Genomic DNA, 17,631 nt, shown 5'->3' on the forward strand with positions numbered 1-17,631 from the left:
ATCGTCGGTTTCCTCAACCCGGACCAGTCGAACCTGGTGTACCTGGTCTACGGCATGGCGATTCTCGCGCTGCCGTTCGCGATCCTGATCGAGCTGATCATCGGCAGGCAGTGGAAGCTGCTGGCCGGTTACGCCGCGGCCGGGATCGTCGCCGGACTGCTGCTGTCCATCACCGGCACCGGACTGTCCGCGCCGAAATGGCATCTGCAGGTGCCGGATCGGTTGGACACTTTCCTGTCCCAGTTCCTGGACGACCCGCGCTGGATCGCGATGATCGCCGCGATGCTCACGGTCGCCAGCCCGTGGCTGCCCGTCCGCCCGCGCCGCTGGCTGTGGTTCCTGCTGCTCGCGTTCGCTCCGATCCACCTCGTGGTCAGCACCGTGGTTCCCGCTCGCGCGATGTTCGGCCTCGCGGTGGGGTGGCTGGTCGGGGCGGTGATCGTGCTTGTGGTGGGCACGCCCGCGCTGGAGGTCCCGCTCGACGCCGCCGCCCGGTTGCTGGCCAGACGCGGTCACACGGTCACCGGTTTCACCGTGGTGCATCCCGCCGGCCGGGGGCCGCTGGTGCTCGCCGCCGCCACCGAAGGGCCCGAACGCGAGCTGATCATCGAGATGTTCGGCAAGAACCAGCGCAGTTTCGGCGCGCTGCGGCAGTTGTGGCGCTGGCTCACGTTCCGCTCCAGCGAGACCGCGGCCATGCACGGTTCCATGCACCGCGCGGTCGAGCATCGCGCGCTCATGACGATCGCCGTCGCCGACCTCGGGCTCGGCAGCTGCGCTCCCGTCGCGGTCGCCGGACTCTCTCGTGGCTGGATGTTGTACGCGCGCACCCAGCCCTGCGGTACGGCGATCACCGACCAGTCCGCCGATGTGCTGCCCGGGGTGTGGCGCGCACTCGACACCTTGCACCAGAAGCAGATCTCGCACGGCGACCTGCGCCCGGCCGACATCCGCGTCGCGGACGGCGCGACACTGTTCGGCGGCTTCGGCAACGCCGAGTACGGAGCGTCGGAGGCGCAATTGCAATCCGACATCGCCCAGCTGCTCGTGACGACCACCGCGACGTTCGGCAAGGAACCCGCGGTCCGGGCGGCCATCGAGATCCTCGGCGAAGTGCGCGTGCTCGCCGCGGCGAGCCGGTTGACCAAGTCGGCGATACCGACCGGGATACGCAAAGCGGTCCCGGAATGGAAGGCCGCGCTGTCCGACGCCCGCGACGAGGTCCGCAAACAGACCGGTCAGGATCGGATCGAAGCCGAGCAAATCACCCGTTTCTCCCGCAACCAGATCATCCAGCTGGTCCTGCTGATCGGGCTGGTGTACGTCGCCTACCCGTTCATCAGCGCGGTGCCGACCTTCTTCACCCAGTTGCGAACAGCGAACTGGTGGTGGGCGCTGCTCGGGCTGGTGGTGTCGGCACTGACCTACGTGGGCGCGGCGGCGGCGCTGTGGGCCTGCGCGTCCGGCGCGGTGAGCTTCCGCAACCTGGTGATCATGCAGGTCGCCAACACCTTCGCCGCGACGACGACGCCCGCGCGGGTGGGCGGGCTCGCGTTGAGCGTGCGCTTCCTGCAGAAGGGCGGAGTGGGCGCGGTGCGTGCCACGGCCGCGGTGGCGCTGCAACAGGCCGTGCAGGTGATCACGCACGTCAGCCTGCTGCTCGCGTTCAGCATCCTGGCGGGCACCTCGACGGATCTGTCGCACTTCGTCCCGGACGCCACGGTGCTGTATTTGCTCGCCGGTGTCGGCGTGGGCATCGTCGGCACGTTCATGTTCGTGCCGAAACTGCGCCGCTGGCTGAACAACGCGGTCCGGCCGCAACTGCAAGAGGTTCTCGGCGAGCTCGCCGACCTCGCGCGCGACCCCAAACGATCCGCGGTGATCGTGCTGGGTTGCGCGGCGATCACCCTGGGGTTCGCCGGCGCGCTGTGGGCCAGTGTGGAGGCGTTCGGCGGCGGCACCACCTTCGTCACCGTCACCATCGTCACCATGATCGGCGGCACCCTCGCCTCGGCCGCGCCGACCCCGGGCGGTGTCGGCGCGGTCGAGGCCGCGCTGATCGGCGGTCTGGCCGCCTTCGGCCTGCCGGCGAACATCGCCGTGCCCTCTGTGCTGCTGTACCGGGTGCTCACCTGCTGGCTTCCGGTGTTCTGCGGGTGGGCCACGATGCGCTGGATGGCGAAGAGGGATCTCATCTGAGGCGACTGCCTCGCCACCGCTCGGCCGCAGGCTGTCGACGGCCCTCGGATACGTCCGTCATGGCTTGGTCGCCACGAGAACGCCGGTCGCGGGACGCACCGCGATGAACCGGACGTCCTGGAATCCGGCCGCGCTCAGCGCGTCCCGATACCGCCGGATATCGATGGCCGCCAGGGGATCACCCTCATCGTGTGCGGTGTCGTGGGTGCGGTGGGCGGCGAACCGTGCCATGACGCGCACGGCGGCGGAGAGCACCGGGCCGGTCGGATGAGTATCGGCGAGCAACAGCCGGCCTCCCGGCCGCAGTACGCGGAACATCTGCGCGAAGGCGTCGCGGCGGTGCGCGGCGGGGATGTGGTGCATCGCGAAGGTCGAGGTCACCAGGTCGGCGCACGCGTCGGGCAGCGGAAGCGCTTGCGCCGCGCCGATTTCGAATCGGCAGTTCGCCAGGTCGCGGGAGCGCGCGTTCGCGTACTCGATCATCTGCGGTGACGGGTCGATTCCGGTGACCAGGCCGACCCGGCGGGCCAGCACCCGGGCGAGGTCGCCCGGACCGCACCCGATATCGACCACGTCGGCGTCGGCCGCCGGATCGGCGAGACCGGCGAGCCGGGCATTCAGACGGCCGCCGCGACCGAGCAGGAAGGCGGACTTGAACGCGCGGTAGCGGCGCGGCTGGGTGAGCAGCACACCGATCTCGGTGGGCGAATCGATGGCAGACTGGGGTTCGTTTCCGGACATGAGTTCAGGATCGTCGGATCTCACGCTGCCGACCAGGAACAATGCCGCGGGATTCGTCCGGAACCGGACGCATAGGAGACATCTGTCCGGGAGGCACGATGCCGGGAGAACAGGACACCGACGATCGGCGGGTACGGCGCACCAAGGCCCTGCTGCACCGGGCGCTGATCGAGCTCATGGTGGAAAACGCTTACGACCGGATCACCGTCCGCGACATCCTGGAGCGCGCCGACGTCGGACGTTCCACGTTCTACGCGCACTACCGGGACAAAGACGACCTGCTGTTGCGCAGCAGCACCGACTACCTGCGCACGGCCATGGCCGCCGCGCAGACCGGAGCCGACGCTGCCGAGTTGCTCGCGCCGGTGCGCACGCTGTTCCAGCTGGCCGCGCGTCATCCCGAGATCTATCGGGCGCTGCTCGGCCGCAAGAGCGGCGCGGTGCTGCTGCGCACCACGCGGGTGATGGTCGCGCAAATTCTCGCCGAGCGGCTGCGCGACCGGCTTAGCATGCCGGAGGACGAGTTCGCCACTACCGTCACGTTCCTGTCCTGGGGTGTCGTCGGCCTGCTCGGAGCTATCGCCGAGCCGCATCCGCCGCTTTCGGCCGAGGATGCCTACCGGCGTCTGGTGCGCTTGGTCGGTCCCGGTCTGAGCGGCGAAGTTTGACGGGCTTCGGCGAAGCACCGCCGTCCAGCGGGCCTGGCTCCAGGCCGCCGTCGCGGTGTCGAGCGCCGCCGATCGGAGCGGTTCGAGCCCGCGCCGGAATGGAGTCGGCGGATTCGGACGCGAATCCAGGATCGAGGGCGCTCACACGCCCGCGGTGACGTTCGAGGTCGGCCGGCGCCGCTTGGTGCGCTACCGCAAGCGTTTCGGCGCAATCGCCGAGGTCGACTCGAGGTTTCGGACGCGCTGCCCGAATCAGCGAGAATTCATGCGATCCAATGCCTCGGCGGCGCTCACCCGGCCCGCCGTGACGAGTTCGAGGTTGGCCAGCGCGGCTTCGTGCGCTTCCTCGGTGGCGGCGGCCACGCAGTCGGCCACCGGATGCACCGTGAACCCGAGATCGGTGCCGTGCCGGGCGGTTTGCTCGACAGTGAGGTTGGTCGCGACACCCGTGACGAAAAGCGTCTCGATGCCCTGATCCGCCAACCACTCCGGCAATTTGCTGCCCGCGAGGCCGGAGAGTTTCTGGTTGTCGAACACTTCCGTCGGCTGCGCCGCCATCTCCGGAATGATCGCGGCGCCGGGCGAATCGGGCCGGAACTCGGTCTGCGCCGCACCCACCGAACGCATGAATCCGGTGTTGCGCACCAGTTCGCCCTCACCGACCGGGATGGTGAACCGGGTGAAGACCACCGGCGCCCGCGCCGCGAGCGCCGCGGCGTGGAAGTCCGCCGCACGTGCCACCACGCCGCTCGCCGCCACGGGCGCTGCCAGCATGGGGCCGAAAAAACCCTCCGGCCGAATGACATTCACCTGCCAGTGCAGCGCCAGCACTGCGGCGCGGATGCGTCGGATCGCCATGCGACGACCTTACGCATCCGCGCTCGCGCGCATCGTCCGATTCACGTGAAACGAACGCACTCGGCGCTCAGGACGAATAGTCTTTGCGCAACTGCACTTTCACCACTTTGCCGCTGGCGTTGCGGGGCAGCTCGGGCACCAGCACCAGGTCTTTCGGGTGCTTGTAGCGCGCCAGGTTCTCGTTGAGGAACGGCTCCAGCTCGGCCAGGGTCAGCTCGTCGTCGGGGTTGTGCAGGGCGACCACCGCGACCGGCACTTCGCCCCACTTGTCGTGCGCACGGCCGACCACCGCCGCCTCCCGGATCTTCGGGTGCGCGAACAGCACGTTCTCCACCTCGGCGCAGTAGATGTTCTCACCGCCGGAGATGATCATGTCCTTCTTGCGGTCGACCACGTAGACGAATCCCTCTTCGTCCTGGCGGACCAGGTCGCCGGAGTGGAACCAGCCGCCCGCGAACGCCTCCGCGGTGGCCTCCGGCTTGTTCCAGTAGCCCTGCATGAGCGTCGGACCGCGGTAGACGATCTCACCGACGTCGCCGGGGGCGACGTCGTTCATCTCGTCGTCGACGATGCGCGCCTGGATCGTCGGGATGGGCTTGCCGACCGAGCCGATCTTGCGGATGGCGTCCTTGCCCTCCAGCACACAGGTGATCGGCGACATCTCCGTCTGCCCGAATACCGCGACGTTGAACGCGTTCGGGAACGACTCGCTCATCGCGCGCAGCACCGTGTCGGAGGCGGGCGCGGCGCCCCAGCTGAGCGCCTCCAGCGCGAGCTTGCGGTCCTTCACGGTCGGGTGGTCGCAGACCAGCTGCCACTGGGCGGGCACGCAGAAGGCGGTGGTGGCCTGCTCGCGCTCCAGCGCGTCCAGGAACTCGCCCGCGTCGAAGGCGCCCAGCGGGTGCAGCACCGTCTTCGAGCCGAGCAGGAACGCCGGTGCGAGGCTGCCGAGTCCGGCGATGTGGAACAGCGGCGAGGTGCACAGCGCGATCGACTCCGGGTGCAGCGCCATCGCCCGGATACAGGTCAGCGCCTGGGCGTTCATGTTCGCGTGGGTCAGCACCGCGCCTTTCGGGCTGCCGGTGGTGCCGGAGGTGTACATGATGAGGCTGGGGGTGTCCTCGGGGATGTCCAGCGGGGTGTGCGGATCGCCCGGCTCGGCGAGCAGGTCGTCGAAGCCGATCACGCCGTCGCCGGAGGCGCCGCCGATCACCACGCAGGTCTCCAGTGCGGGCGCCTGCGCCTGCACGGCGGTGGCCAGCGGCTGCAGCACGGTGTCGGTGACGACCGCCTTGGCTCCGCTGTCGCTGACGATGTAGGCGACCTCCGGCGGCGTGAGCCGGAAGTTGACCGGGACCGCGATCGCGCCGAGCGCGTTGATGCCGAACACGGCTTCGAGGTATTCCGTGTGGTTCAGCGCCAGGATCAGCACCCGGTCGCCGAACCCGACACCCTGGCGCGCCAAACCGTCGGCGAATTTCAGCGACCGCTCGTGCAACTGCCGCCAGGTGGTGTCCACCCCACGGAAGCGCACCGCGACCGCGTCCGGGCGCATCTGCGCGTGTGCGGCGATCTGGTTGTTCCAGTGGTTGCGCCGCGACCTGATCGGCTCGTCGAGCGCTGCTGCCCCGGTGGTCATTGCCACGAACTCCTCTCGGACCGTCATCGGCCCGCCGGGTTGTCCGACGGCGGCGACGGGCTGAATCGCGTGCAGAATAGCAACTAACTTAAATGTCCGGCAAGGGATTGCGGGATGAATCCCGGTTAATCAGCCCGGACCGGCTCCCAACTCTTCCGATACCCTTCTTAGCAGCGTATTTGCGCTCATGCACACGGAGGGCAAGACCGAAACCCTATCGATGAAGATCATCCAACATGCGAACCTCGGCTTACTTATGAGTTGAACGTTCGGCGATTCTCGTGTCACCATCGAGCCCAACGGGCGAACCGGCACGCCCGCGCGAGGTATAGGAGAAGCGCATGCTGCGGACCAGGTTCACCGAGAAGTTCGGGGTCCAACACCCGATCGTGCAGGGCGGCATGATGTGGGTCGGCCGGGCCGAACTCGTCGCGGCCGTCGCCAACGCGGGCGGGCTCGGCTTCATCACGGCCCTGACCCAGCCCACCCCGGACGACCTGCGCCGCGAGATCGAGCGCACCAGGGAGCTGACCGACAAGCCGTTCGGCGTGAACGTCACCATCCTGCCGTCGATCAACCCGCCGCCGTACGCGGAGTACGTGCAGGCGATCATCGACAGCGGCGTGAAGATCGTCGAGACGGCGGGCAGCAATCCCGAGCCGTTCCTGCCCTACTACAAGGACGCCGGCATCAAAGTGCTGCACAAGTGCACCAGCGTGCGGCACGCGCTGAAGGCGGAGCGGATCGGCGTGGACGGCGTGAGCATCGACGGCTTCGAGTGCGCGGGCCATCCCGGCGAGGACGACGTCCCCGGCTTGGTGCTCATCCCGGCCGCCGCCCGCGAGCTGAGCATCCCGATGATCGCCTCCGGCGGCATCGCCGACGCCCGCGGCCTGGTCGCCGCGCTCGCCCTCGGCGCGGACGGCGTCAACATGGGCACCCGGTTCCTGTGCACCCAGGAGTCCTCGATCGATCAGAAGGTCAAGGAGAAGATCGTCGCGAACTCCGAGCGCGACACCCAGCTCATCTTCCGCACCATGCGCAACACGGCGCGGGTCGCGGACAACGAGATCAGCCGCAAGGTGGTCGAGATCGAGAAGGCCGGCGGCACTTTCGACGACGTGCGCGACCTGGTCGCGGGAGCACGCGGCCGCCGGGTGTTCGACGAAGGCGACCTGGACGCGGGCATCTGGTCGGTCGGCTTGTGCCAGGGCCTGATCCACGACATCCCGACCTGCGCGGAGCTGATCGGCCGGATGGTCACCGAGGCCGAGGAGCTGATCACGGCCCGTCTCGCGGAAACCGTCGTGGTCGGCTGACCGGAGTCACCTGGCCGCGCGAGCGGTGACGGCCGCGTAGTCGTGGCTCGCGACGAGTTCGATGCCGTCGGGCAGGGCGTGCAGACGGTGGATCGTGGTGAAGGCGGCGTCCCGATCGGCGTCGAACAGCTTGCCCGGCATCGGCGCCTTCTCCCGCAGCAGATCGACCTGCAACTTGCTCCAGACGGCGTCGCCGGCGAACAGCACGCGGCTGCCGTCGTCCACCGCGAGCAGCACGCCGATACTGCCCGGCGTGTGACCCGCGAGATCGACCAGCAGCACCGAGCCGTCGCCGAACAGGTCCTTGCTGCGCGGGAAGGTGAGCACCGGCGGTCCGTCCAGCTCGAAGCGGTCGAAGCCGCGCCCGCGCAGCGGGCCGCGCGCCACACCGGCCGGTGCGTGCGGGCCGCCCATCGCCCACTCGTACTCGACCCCGGGCAGCCGGATCTCCACTGCGGCGGGCAATTCCAGCAGGCCCGAGACGTGATCCCAATGCAGGTGGGTGGGCACCACGAAATCGATGTCCTCGCCCGCGAGATCGTGCGCGGCCAGCGCGTCCGACAGCCCGAGCACCGGTTTGTCCGGCGCGACGAGCAGCGGGACCGGGAACGGCAGTTCGGGCAGTACCCGGTCGTGCACGCCCGCGCACAGGGCCGGATCGATCAGGAAACGCGCCTTCGGGTGCTCGACCAGGAACGCCGCCATCGACAGCCGCATCTCCCGCAGACTACGCACCCCCTCGGCCACGATGGTGGTCGGCGCGGACATGGTGGCCTGCGTCAGCACGGTCAACCGGACCGCGGCGCTCGCGGCGGACGGCGGCAGCGCTTCGAGCTTCGCCAGCAGCGCGGTGTCCGGCCGGCGCGGCCGCAGCAACCGGCCCGGCGTGACCGCCAGCGCGGCGCAGCAGCGCAGCAAGGTGGGCAGAGTGGGCGTGCGCTCGGCGCGGGCGGCGGCGCCGCTGTCCGGTTCGGTCACGACGCCACGGTATGTGATTGCGTCCGGTTCGCGAAAGACCGGACAGGCAGCGGAAACGCGACCTTGCCCCGCGCGATTTCTCCGGCATAATCGCGTGGGTACCGTTCTTCAGTGGGGTAACAACGGCCGGGAGACGGGGAGGGAGGACGCGATGCGGCCCAGTCTTCCGGACGGGCACAGCGGTGCTCAGGAGAACGAAGGTTCGCTCGGCTATCGTCGGCGCACCGCGCTCACTTGTGCCGCTGTTCTGGCTGTCGCGGATCTACTAGGCGTCGACGCCGCCGCGGTGTCGACCAGCTCGCCCTTCACCGATCTCGGCCTCAGTTCCACTCAGCTTGCGAGGCTGACCGCCCAACTCGAGGATGCCATGGGAGTCGAGGTTCCGCTGACCGCGATCTACGACCATCCGGACATCGAACAGCTTGTCGAGTATCTCGCGATGCGATGAGCAGCGCGCCTTCTGATTCCGTCGGCTCGCATCCCCCCGTCTCCATCATCGGCATCGGCTGCCGACTGCCCGGAGCGGCGAGCGTCGCCGAGTTCTGGCAGTTGCTGGTGGAGGGCAGGGACGCGACCTCCACCCCGCCCACCGGGCGGCTGGGCTCCCGGCGCGGCGGGTACCTCGACGACGTCGAGTCCTTCGACAACGACTGGTTCGCCATCTCCGACCGCGAAGCCGCGGTGATGGATCCGCAGCAGCGGCTCGCGCTGGAGGTCGCGGTGGAGGCGCTGGACGACGCCGGGATCGGTTATCGCGCACGCGGTTGCGGCGCCGCCGTCGTCTTCGGCGCGTCGGGATACGACCACGGCATCGCGGTGCTCGGCCGGGCCGGTCACGACGCCCCCTACGCGGTGACCGGGTCCGCGCTCAGCATCATCGCCAACCGGTTGTCGTATGTGCTGGATCTGCACGGCCCGAGCCTGGTGCTCGACAGCGCCTGCTCGTCCTCGCTCGCCGCGGTGGACCTCGCGGTGCGGCTGCTCGCCGACGGCACGGTCCCGTTCGCCATCGTGGGCGGGGTCAACCTCGTTCTGCTGGAACACACCTCGGACTACTTGGCCGAGGGCGGTTTCCTCTCACCCGGCGGCCGGTCGGCGCCGTTCGACGTCACCGCGGACGGCTACACCCGCGGTGACGGTTGCGCCGTGGTGGTCTTGCAGCGCAGCGCGGACGCGGTGCGCGAGGGCAACCGGGTGTACGCGGAGATCGTCGGAACCGCCGTCGGGTCCGACGGCCGTTCGAACGGCTTGTACGCGCCGAACGGCCGCGCGCAGCAGAAGACGCTGCGCACCGCGTGGTCGCGAGCCGGATATCCGCCGAGCCGCGCGGGGTACATCGAATGTCACGGCACCGGAACGCCGTTGGGCGACGCGGTGGAAGTCGGCGCACTCGCCGCCGCGCTCGGCGACGGCGCGGACGATCCGGTCTGGATCGGCTCGGTGAAGTCCAACATCGGGCATCTCGAGGCCGCCGCCGGAGTCACCGGGATGGTCAAGGCCGCGCTGTCCATCCACCACGGGGTGATAGCCCCGACGATCAACGTCCACACCGAGCACCCGCTGCTGCACCTGGCCGAACGCGGGCTGCGTGTGCCGACCGAGCCGGTGGACTGGACCCCCGTGCCCGGCCCCCGACGGGTGGCGGGCGTCAGCTCGTTCGGGTTCGGCGGCACGATCGCGCACATCGTGCTGCGCGGCGTCACGCCCGCCCCGCCCGAGCGTGGCGAACACTTCCCGGTGCTGCTGCCGTTCACCGCGCGCGACGAGGGGGAACTGCGCGAGCGCGCCCTGCGGCTGGCCGACGCCGCGGAAGAGGCTCGGCCTGCGTTGCGTGCGCTCGCTTCGTCGACGGCCCGGCTGCTTCCCGAGTCGGCCCGGGCCGCGATCCTCGCGCACGACCACGGCGACGCGGTGCACCGACTGCGCGCCTTCGGCCGCGGCGACGCCGAGGCGGCGCTCGGCCCCGTCGCGCACCGCCGCCGCGGCGGCCTGCTGTTCCTGTTCTCCGGGCAGGGCGGGCAGCATCCGAAGATGGGCCGCGCGCTGGCGGCGCGGTATCCGGTCTTCGCCGCCGCGCTCGCCGAGACCACCGAGGCGATCGTGGCGGCGGGAGGACCGCGGATCTGGACGCCGCGCCACGGTTGGGCCTCCGCGGGCGAGTCGCAAGCCACCGACCTGGTGCAGCCCGCGTTGTTCGCGTTCCAGGTGGCGCTGGTGAAACTGCTGGCGGCGTGGGGGATTCGGCCCGACGCGGTGGCCGGGCACAGTCTCGGCGAGATCGCGGCGGCGGCCGCGAGCGGCGCGCTGTCGCTCGCGGACGCGGCGCGCGTGGTGGTGCTGCGCAGCGCTACTTTGGCTCATCTGGACGGCCACGGCGCGATGGCGGCGCTGGAGGCCCACCCGGACGAAGCGGCGAAGCTCGTGGAGCCGATGCGCGCGGAGGTGGCCGTCGCCGCGGTAAACGGCCCGAGGTCGGTGGTCGTATCGGGCACGCCACGCTATGTCGACGCGCTGGTGCGCCGAGCCACCCGCCGGAACATGTTGGCGCGCAGGCTCGCGGTGGACTTCGCCGCGCACAGTCCGCAGGTGGCCACCGTGCTAGCACCGTTTGTCGCGGCGTTGACCGAGATCACCCCGCTGGCGCCGCGCGTGCCGGTGTACTCGACGGCACGGCGCGGCGCGAAGCTGACCACCGCGGCCATGGACCGCGACTATTGGGCCCAGAACGCCGCGAGCACGGTGCAATTGGCCGCCGCCTTGGAGTGCGCGGCCGGAGACGGTATCGCGACGGTGGTCGAGATCGGCCCGCATCCGGTATTGCTCTCGGCGGTGCGGGAGTATCCCGACTTCCGCGACGGCGCGCACGCCGTGGCGCTGCGCGACGACGAGGCAAGCGGCTTCCTCACCGGCTTGGCACGGCTGTACCTGGAGGGGCGGCCGGTGGACTGGTCCGCGCAGGGCCCGTCCGGCACGACCGCACCGCGAAAGTGGCGCAGGCGGAACTTCCCGTTGCTGGTGGCGGAGTCCGCGAGCGCGCACATCCCCGAATCCGCCTTCGAGGCCGAGGATCTGACCCAGCACGTGGTGCAGGGCGACAGCACCGTGCCCGCCGTCTTCTGGCTGCGGCGGCTGCTGCACCTCGCCAGGGACACCGCCGGTGCGGCCGCCCTCGCCGATTTCGCCGTGCACGAGAGGACCGATCCGGGCGCACTGCCCGAGGTGGTCTACCGGGGGCCGGGAGCGGAGGAAAGCGTGCGGGCGGAGGTCACGGGCACCGGGACGCTGGCTTCGGCCCGGCCCGCCGGTGACCCCACACCCGCGGATATCGTCGCATGGATGCGGGTGGTGGACGCAAATCGGGCCGCCAGGCACCACATGCGTGTCATCACCACCGGCGCCTTCTACCAGGAATTGCGTCGCAGAAGGTTGGAGTACGGTCCGCGATTCCGGGCGCTGCGCGGTATCGCCGCGGGCACCGGCCGGGCGCTGGGCCTGTTCGACGCCGCCGAATTGCACCGGACCGCAACGCTGGACGGCTGCCTGCACGTACTCGCCGCCGCGGTGTTCGACGACATGCCCGCGACATCCGTCCCGCTGCCGATCGGCATGGACTCCGCTTGGCTGTCGCACGAGCCGAATCGCCACGTGCTCGAGGTGCACGCGCTGATCCGGGAGCGCGGCGAGACCGGGCTGCTGGGCGACGTCATCGCGACCGATCAGCACGGTGTGCCGTGTCTCGCTTTCTCGGGTGTGCGCATCCGTTACGCCAACCCTGGCACCGAAGAGGAACGCGGGGCGGTCCGCGCGACACGTGGCGAGCACGACGCGCAGGCCGCACCCTTCCGCCACGAGGTATGGGCCCCATGTGATCCCGAGACGCTAGGGCTCGCCGCGGCCTCCGCGGACCGGACCCTTGTGCGGCGCGCGGTGGTGGTCGGCGCCTCCGGCCTCGCGGTCCGGCTCGCCCGCGCACTGGACGCCGAGGTGCCCACCGAACGCGTCGCGCGCGACCCCGCCGAGGCGCACTCGCTCGTCACCGCTGTGTTGACCGGGCGCGGCAGCGGTCACGCCGTCGCGGTGGTCTGGCCTCCGGATTCCGCGACCGGCGAAGGCAACAGCGCCGCCGCGGTGACCGGCCGGGTCCTGGAGTTGCTGCAACTGATCTGCGCCCACGATGCCACCGCGTCCGTGACTGTCGCGCTGCCGCGGGATCGTGCGCACGCGACGACCTCGGAAGCGGGCCCGCCGACTTCGGTCGAGACCGCGGCGATCGCGGGACTCGTGCGCTCGCTGCAACTCGAGACCGGCCGACCTGTGCGGTTGGTCTGGACCGATGCCGACCCCAGGAACGTCGCGCTGCTCACCGGCCTGGTGACGGCCACCCATAACGAGGTCCCCGACGAGTCTCGCTTGTCGGCCGGGGAGATCGCCGTCCGGCGCTTCACACCTGCGCGAGCGCGAGCGCTGCCGGTCGCGGCGGTGGACGCGAGCGGAACCTACGTCGTCACCGGCGGGTTGGGCGCTCTCGGTTCGGTCGCCGTGCGCTGGCTGCTGGAGGCGGGCGCGCGCGACGTCGTGGTGCTGACCCGCGCGCCCCGTCCCGTGCCCGCGCTGCTGGACGGCCTGGAGGACCGCATCGTCGTGGTGCGCTGCGACGCGGCCGATCGGGACGATTTGGCCAACGCGCTCAGTGATATCCGCGCCTCCGACTCCGCGATCCGCGGCGTCGTGCACGCGGCGGGCGCGCTGGAGGACGCCGCGTTCGACGCGATCACCACTGGTCAGCTGGCCAGGATGTTCCTGCCCAAAGCCACCGCGGCGGCCAACCTGATCGACCTCACCGCGACCGACGCCACCGACTTCGTCCTGCTGTTCTCCTCGGCCACCGGCGCGCTCGGAGCGCCGGGGCAGGCCGCCTATGCCGCCGCCAGCGCGGCGATGGACGCCCTGGCACGGCGAGATCCGGGCAGGCGGATTCTCAGCATCGGCTGGGGCCTGTGGGATTCCGGCCTCGCCGCGGCGGCCGGCGGGGCCGCTCATCTGCGGCGAGCGGGCATCGGATCATTCGACCTGCGGCGTGGCAGCGCCGTACTGTCCCAAGTTCTGCGCTATGACGGCCCGTACCTGCTCGCGCTCGAGCACAGCCCGACCGCCGACAGGTCGCCCATCGCGCTGCGCGTGGCGAATCTGCTCGGACCGACGCTCGATTCGAGTCCTGCTCCGGCCCGCGACATCGCGCCCGCGCCCCCGGAGTCTGCCGAACCGCTGACCAGCATCATCCGCCGCGTGCTGGCCAGCACGCTCGATCTGCCCGCCGAGCACATCGACCCCGCGGCCGACTTCAACGACCTCGGGCTCAGCTCACTGCTCGCGATCGAGATGCGACGGAATCTGGAATCGCGGCTGCGCGTCCGGATCGCCACGGCGGAGCTGTTCAAGCATCCGACCATCACCGCCCTGGGGGCCGCCCTGCTCGATCGGGTCGCCGCGAACCCTGGAGAATCTTCGTGACCGCCGCCGACCGAACCGCAGGCAACGGTCTCGCGACCGCGGTGGCCGCGTGGGCTGCCGCCCGGCCGGACCAACCGGCCTTCACCGAACTGCGCTTCCGCGGACGGGAACGCGTGCCCGTCACGCTGACCTACGCCGCCCTGCACGCCGCCGCGGCCGCGCTGGCCGCGCGACTACGGCAGGAGAGCGCACCCGGTGACCGAGTGGCCATTCTCTGCGCCCACGGAGTCGACTACGCGGTGGCCTTCCTCGCCTGCCTGTACAGCAACCGGGTCGCCGTGCCGCTGTTCCCGGCCGCGGGCGCACGCAATCGCGACCGCCTGCATGCCGTCCTCGCCGACGCCAGACCCACGCTCAGCCTGCTTTCTGCCCACGACGAGAACACCGCGCCGACCCTGGGGCCAGCACTGGGCCGCGTCCTCGCTTTGCCGCCGAATCCGGCCGCCACCGAACGGGATTCGGCCGGACAGATAGTTTCCGCCGAACGATCGGTGCTGGCGACGGCGGGCGTCGCCGAGCCGGTAGCCCGGTACGCGGACTCGGTACAAACACGTTTCGTGGCGCCGGGTACGGGTTCCCCCGCGCTCGACATCGCGGCCGCGTCCGTCATAGATCCGGTATTTGACGAGCTGGCGTACTTGCAGTACACCTCCGGATCGACCAAATCCCCCGCAGGCGTCCGGGTCACGCACGAGAACCTCGCGACAGCGTTGACGCAGCTCGGGCATGCCATCTCGACCGCAGCCGATCGGCCCGTCGTGACCTGGCTGCCTTTCTTCCACGACATGGGCTTGATCCTCGGCCTATCGTTGCCCCTGTTCCTGGGCGTGCACGGCGTCACGCTGGCACCCGCGGAGTTCGTGAAGCGCCCCGTCCGCTGGTTGCGCGCGATCGCCGACTACCGCGCCGGCACCACGGGGTGCCCCAATTTCGGTCTGAAGCTCGCGGTTTCGGGCACCACCCCGGCCGAGCGGGCCGGGCTGGACTTGTCCGGATTGGACGTCCTGCTCAACGGCTCCGAGCCGGTCCGCGCCGATGCGCTCGACGAATTCACCGAGACCTTCGGTCCGTACGGTTTCCGTCACCACGCGCACACCCCCGGCTTCGGCCTGGCCGAGGCCACCCTCACGGTCACCGTCTGCGACCAGCACGCGGCCCCGGTGTGGCACCGCTTCGACCGCGCGGCGCTGGCCGAAGGGCGCGCGGTCGCGCTATCGGACACCGCGCCGGAATCCCGCAGCGGTGTGGCGCTGGTCGGGTGCGGCGCACCGGTCGGACAAGAGCTGCGGATCGTCGATCCGGTGGACTGGACGGTGCGGCCCGCGGGACGGGTCGGCGAGATCTGGGTGGCCGGAAGCAACGTGTGCGACGGGTATTTCGGCAGGCCGGATGCCACCGAGGAGATCTTCGGCGCCACGCTGACGGGCAGCCTCGTCCGCTGGCTGCGCACCGGCGACCTCGGATTCCAGCACGAGGGCCAGCTCTACATCGCCGGACGCCGCAAGGACGTCATCGTGGTCGACGGGCGCAATCACTATCCCGCCGACATCGAGGCCACGGTGCAGGCATGCGCCGCGGAGGTCAGGCCGGGGCATGTGACGGCGTTCGGACATGACGACGGGCTGCGCGAAGACCTGGTCGTGGTCGCCGAACTCGTCGCGGTCGGCGGCGAACCCACCGAACTCTTCGCGCTGGCCCGCCGCATCCGCACGGCGGTCGCGACCACACACGAGGTGATGCCCGGCGCCGTCCTGCTGGTGGAGCCGGGACGCATTCCCAAGACGAGCAGCGGGAAGCTGCGCCGCGGCGAGTGCAGGGCCCATTACCTCGCAGGCCATCTGCGCCCGGTCGCCATGATCTGACGCCGAGCGCGAAGCCCGGTGCCCGCCCAGACTCCAGTCGGCGAGAGCAACCGGTCCGACCGCCTTCGCGGTTTCGTGCGACGCGAACCGGAGGCAGGCGGGTCAGGACTCGTCCCGGCCCATGAGGCGATCGGTTTCGCGGCGCTCGCGCTTGGTAGGCCGTCCGGCGCCGCGATCTCGGCGCGGCATGCTCGCCAGGATTTCCCGGGGCGGCGGAGGGGGACTGCGATCGATCAGGCATTGGGCGGCGATCGGCGCGCCCACACGCTTGGTGACGATTCGCTCCACGATGACGATGCGCTCGATACCACCCGCCCGGATGCGTACTTCGTCACCGGGGCGTACCGACTGCGCGGGCTTGGCGGGGGCGCCGTTCACCCGAACGTGCCCACCACGACAGGCCTCCGCGGCAGCGGATCTTGTCTTGAACAAACGCACCGCCCAGGTCCACGAATCGACGCGGGCCTGGGTCGGGGTGTTCTGGATGCCGGATTCGGCGCGGGCCACTCGTCAGACGATACGGCGTGCGGTGACCACCATGTCGGGGCGCAGCGGCGTGTAGGACACCGGCGTACCCGACTGCACCGCGTTGAGAAGCTTGTTGTCGCCTGCGTAGATGCCGACGTGACCGCCGCCGTTGGTGATGACGATGTCACCCGGCTGCAGGTCGTGGTAGGCGACCGGAGCGCCGACGTGCGACTGCTCGAAGCTGGTGCGGGGGAGTTCGACACCCGCCTGGCGGAACGCCCACTGGACGAGACCGGAGCAGTCGAAGGCCCGCGGACCGGCGGCGCCCCAGGAGTACTGGGCTCCGACCTTGGTCCTGGCGGCGTCGAGGGCGATGTCGCCGGGGCTGTTCTGCTGCTGTCCGAACAGGCCCGGCAGCATCGGCGCGAAGTTGGGCGCCTGGGGCGCGACCGCTTGCGGCGCCTGGGGGGCAGGGGCGGCGGGAACGGCCGCGAGCGCCTGCTGAATCTGCTGGTTGAGCTGCTGGACCGGCTGTTCCCATTCCTGCGGAACATCGAAGTTGCCGACACCGGGAACGTTGATGGTCGCGGCCATGGCCGGAATCGCGGGCATGGCGCCGGTCGCGGCCACCGCACCCATGACTATCGCACCCTTGACGGAATTCGGTACCCGAGAATCCCGCTGCAAGCTGTGTTTACCCACCGAGCTACGTCTCCGATCTTGCTGCTCTTCCGCCGACCGGGTTAGCTGACGGGTTCGGGCCGGGAGAGCGGCCCTACCTCGCGACCGATATGGCCGCAAGGATTCACCCCAGACGAACCTGTGGGTCCCCGGCACGACAGCCGAGACCGGTTGGCCCCGACAGCCGTTTAGGCGGTAACTAGTGGCGCCGTTTCTCTTACGAAGCGACTGGTTCCACTAAGTCACGAGAAGATTACGGTGCCGACGCGATGTTGTCCAGCGCACAGAGCTGCATCTTTTCCGGGCCCCGGGGTATCCGCGGCAAGATCGGCGGAAAACGGTCGTGGGCGCGGATCACGAAGTGATCTCGTCATCCGGCGACAGGTCACCGAACGGCCGACGCCGTCCCGGATACCGACGCAGCGCTCAGGATCGGCCGCCGTGCACCGCGCGCTCCAGCTCGTCGATCCGGCGGCGCGCCTCGGTCAGTTCGACCTCGAGCCTGCCCAGCGCCATGACCAGCGGACCGACCGCGAGATCGGCGACCAGTTGCGGATCGTCGTAGCCGCGTTCGATCGCGACGAGGATGTTGGAGCGGATGCGCTCGGCCACCGTGGCGCCGGGCGGAACGTTCCATGACCCGACCACTTCGGCGATGCTGGCGGAAGTCGGTTCGTCGGACATGCCCCTCCGTTCCCGCGCGATAT

General features: G+C 70.1%; 13 protein-coding genes and 1 riboswitch. Of the genes, 6 read left to right on the forward strand and 7 right to left on the reverse strand.

The genetic code is table 11. From position 1 onward, the window contains the following. Positions 1–2,199, forward strand: a 2,199-nt coding sequence (locus ON27_RS28755; protein WP_043734413.1) for a lysylphosphatidylglycerol synthase transmembrane domain-containing protein, incomplete at its 5' end; no start/stop codon positions are given. 57 nt (positions 2,200–2,256) lie between these two features. Here the strand turns inward: ON27_RS28755 and ON27_RS28760 are convergent. Next, the gene (locus ON27_RS28760; RefSeq protein WP_063711385.1) at positions 2,257–2,940 is read right to left on the reverse strand and encodes a class I SAM-dependent methyltransferase; all 684 of its coding nucleotides are present in this window, start codon (positions 2,938–2,940) and stop codon (positions 2,257–2,259) included. A gap of 98 nt (positions 2,941–3,038) precedes the next feature. On the opposite strand from ON27_RS28760, the gene ON27_RS28765 reads away from it, so the two are divergent. Beyond that, complete coding sequence (locus ON27_RS28765; protein ID WP_051047081.1) at positions 3,039–3,608, forward strand: TetR/AcrR family transcriptional regulator; 570 nt, start codon at positions 3,039–3,041, stop codon at positions 3,606–3,608. A gap of 252 nt (positions 3,609–3,860) precedes the next feature. Here the strand turns inward: ON27_RS28765 and ON27_RS28770 are convergent, their stop codons facing one another. Next, positions 3,861–4,466 (reverse strand): cysteine hydrolase family protein, encoded by a 606-nt coding sequence (locus ON27_RS28770; protein WP_043734416.1) that lies wholly within the window; start codon positions 4,464–4,466, stop codon positions 3,861–3,863. A 67-nt stretch (positions 4,467–4,533) separates the two neighbouring features. Then, positions 4,534–6,105, reverse strand: a complete 1,572-nt coding sequence (gene fadD5 / locus ON27_RS28775) for a fatty-acid--CoA ligase FadD5 (RefSeq protein ID WP_043734496.1) — start codon at positions 6,103–6,105, stop codon at positions 4,534–4,536. 341 nt (positions 6,106–6,446) lie between these two features. Here fadD5 and ON27_RS28780 point away from each other — a divergent pair, with 341 nt between their 5' ends. Beyond that, positions 6,447–7,424 (forward strand): NAD(P)H-dependent flavin oxidoreductase, encoded by a 978-nt coding sequence (locus tag ON27_RS28780; RefSeq protein WP_174377895.1) that lies wholly within the window; start codon positions 6,447–6,449, stop codon positions 7,422–7,424. A 6-nt stretch (positions 7,425–7,430) separates the two neighbouring features. Here ON27_RS28780 and ON27_RS28785 read toward each other — a convergent pair whose 3' ends face one another. After that, entirely contained in the window at positions 7,431–8,402 is a 972-nt protein-coding gene (locus ON27_RS28785) for an MBL fold metallo-hydrolase (RefSeq protein WP_245560257.1), read from the reverse strand. Between the two features lie 151 nt (positions 8,403–8,553). On the opposite strand from ON27_RS28785, the gene ON27_RS28790 reads away from it, so the two are divergent. Genes ON27_RS28790 through ON27_RS28800 form a run of 3 tightly spaced genes read left to right on the forward strand, consistent with a single transcriptional unit; the run spans position 8,554 to position 15,775 of the window. After that, complete coding sequence (locus ON27_RS28790; protein WP_051047082.1) at positions 8,554–8,850, forward strand: acyl carrier protein; 297 nt, start codon at positions 8,554–8,556, stop codon at positions 8,848–8,850. After that, positions 8,847–13,913, forward strand: a complete 5,067-nt coding sequence (locus tag ON27_RS28795; protein WP_043734422.1) for a type I polyketide synthase — start codon at positions 8,847–8,849, stop codon at positions 13,911–13,913. Before ON27_RS28790 ends, ON27_RS28795 begins: the two co-directional genes overlap by 4 nt. Continuing rightward, complete coding sequence (locus tag ON27_RS28800; RefSeq protein WP_051047083.1) at positions 13,910–15,775, forward strand: fatty acyl-AMP ligase; 1,866 nt, start codon at positions 13,910–13,912, stop codon at positions 15,773–15,775. The genes ON27_RS28795 and ON27_RS28800 overlap by 4 nt, the downstream gene beginning before the upstream one ends. Positions 15,776–15,877: 102 nt before the next feature. On the opposite strand, the gene ON27_RS28805 is transcribed toward ON27_RS28800, so the two are convergent. The 3 genes from ON27_RS28805 to ON27_RS28815 form a co-directional block, all read right to left on the reverse strand. Beyond that, positions 15,878–16,282 (reverse strand): RNA-binding S4 domain-containing protein, encoded by a 405-nt coding sequence (locus tag ON27_RS28805; RefSeq protein ID WP_245560259.1) that lies wholly within the window; start codon positions 16,280–16,282, stop codon positions 15,878–15,880. 3 nt (positions 16,283–16,285) lie between these two features. After that, positions 16,286–16,882 (reverse strand): C40 family peptidase, encoded by a 597-nt coding sequence (locus ON27_RS28810; protein WP_043734433.1) that lies wholly within the window; start codon positions 16,880–16,882, stop codon positions 16,286–16,288. 78 nt (positions 16,883–16,960) lie between these two features. Next, positions 16,961–17,129: riboswitch (cyclic di-AMP (ydaO/yuaA leader) on the reverse strand. A 221-nt stretch (positions 17,130–17,350) separates the two neighbouring features. Then, on the reverse strand, positions 17,351–17,608 hold the full coding sequence (locus ON27_RS28815) for a hypothetical protein (protein ID WP_043734434.1): 258 nt from the start codon (positions 17,606–17,608) through the stop codon (positions 17,351–17,353). Positions 17,609–17,631: the final 23 nt, after the last annotated feature.

Source organism: Nocardia asiatica NBRC 100129 (assembly GCF_000308415.1).
GTDB lineage: Bacteria > Actinomycetota > Actinomycetes > Mycobacteriales > Mycobacteriaceae > Nocardia > Nocardia asiatica.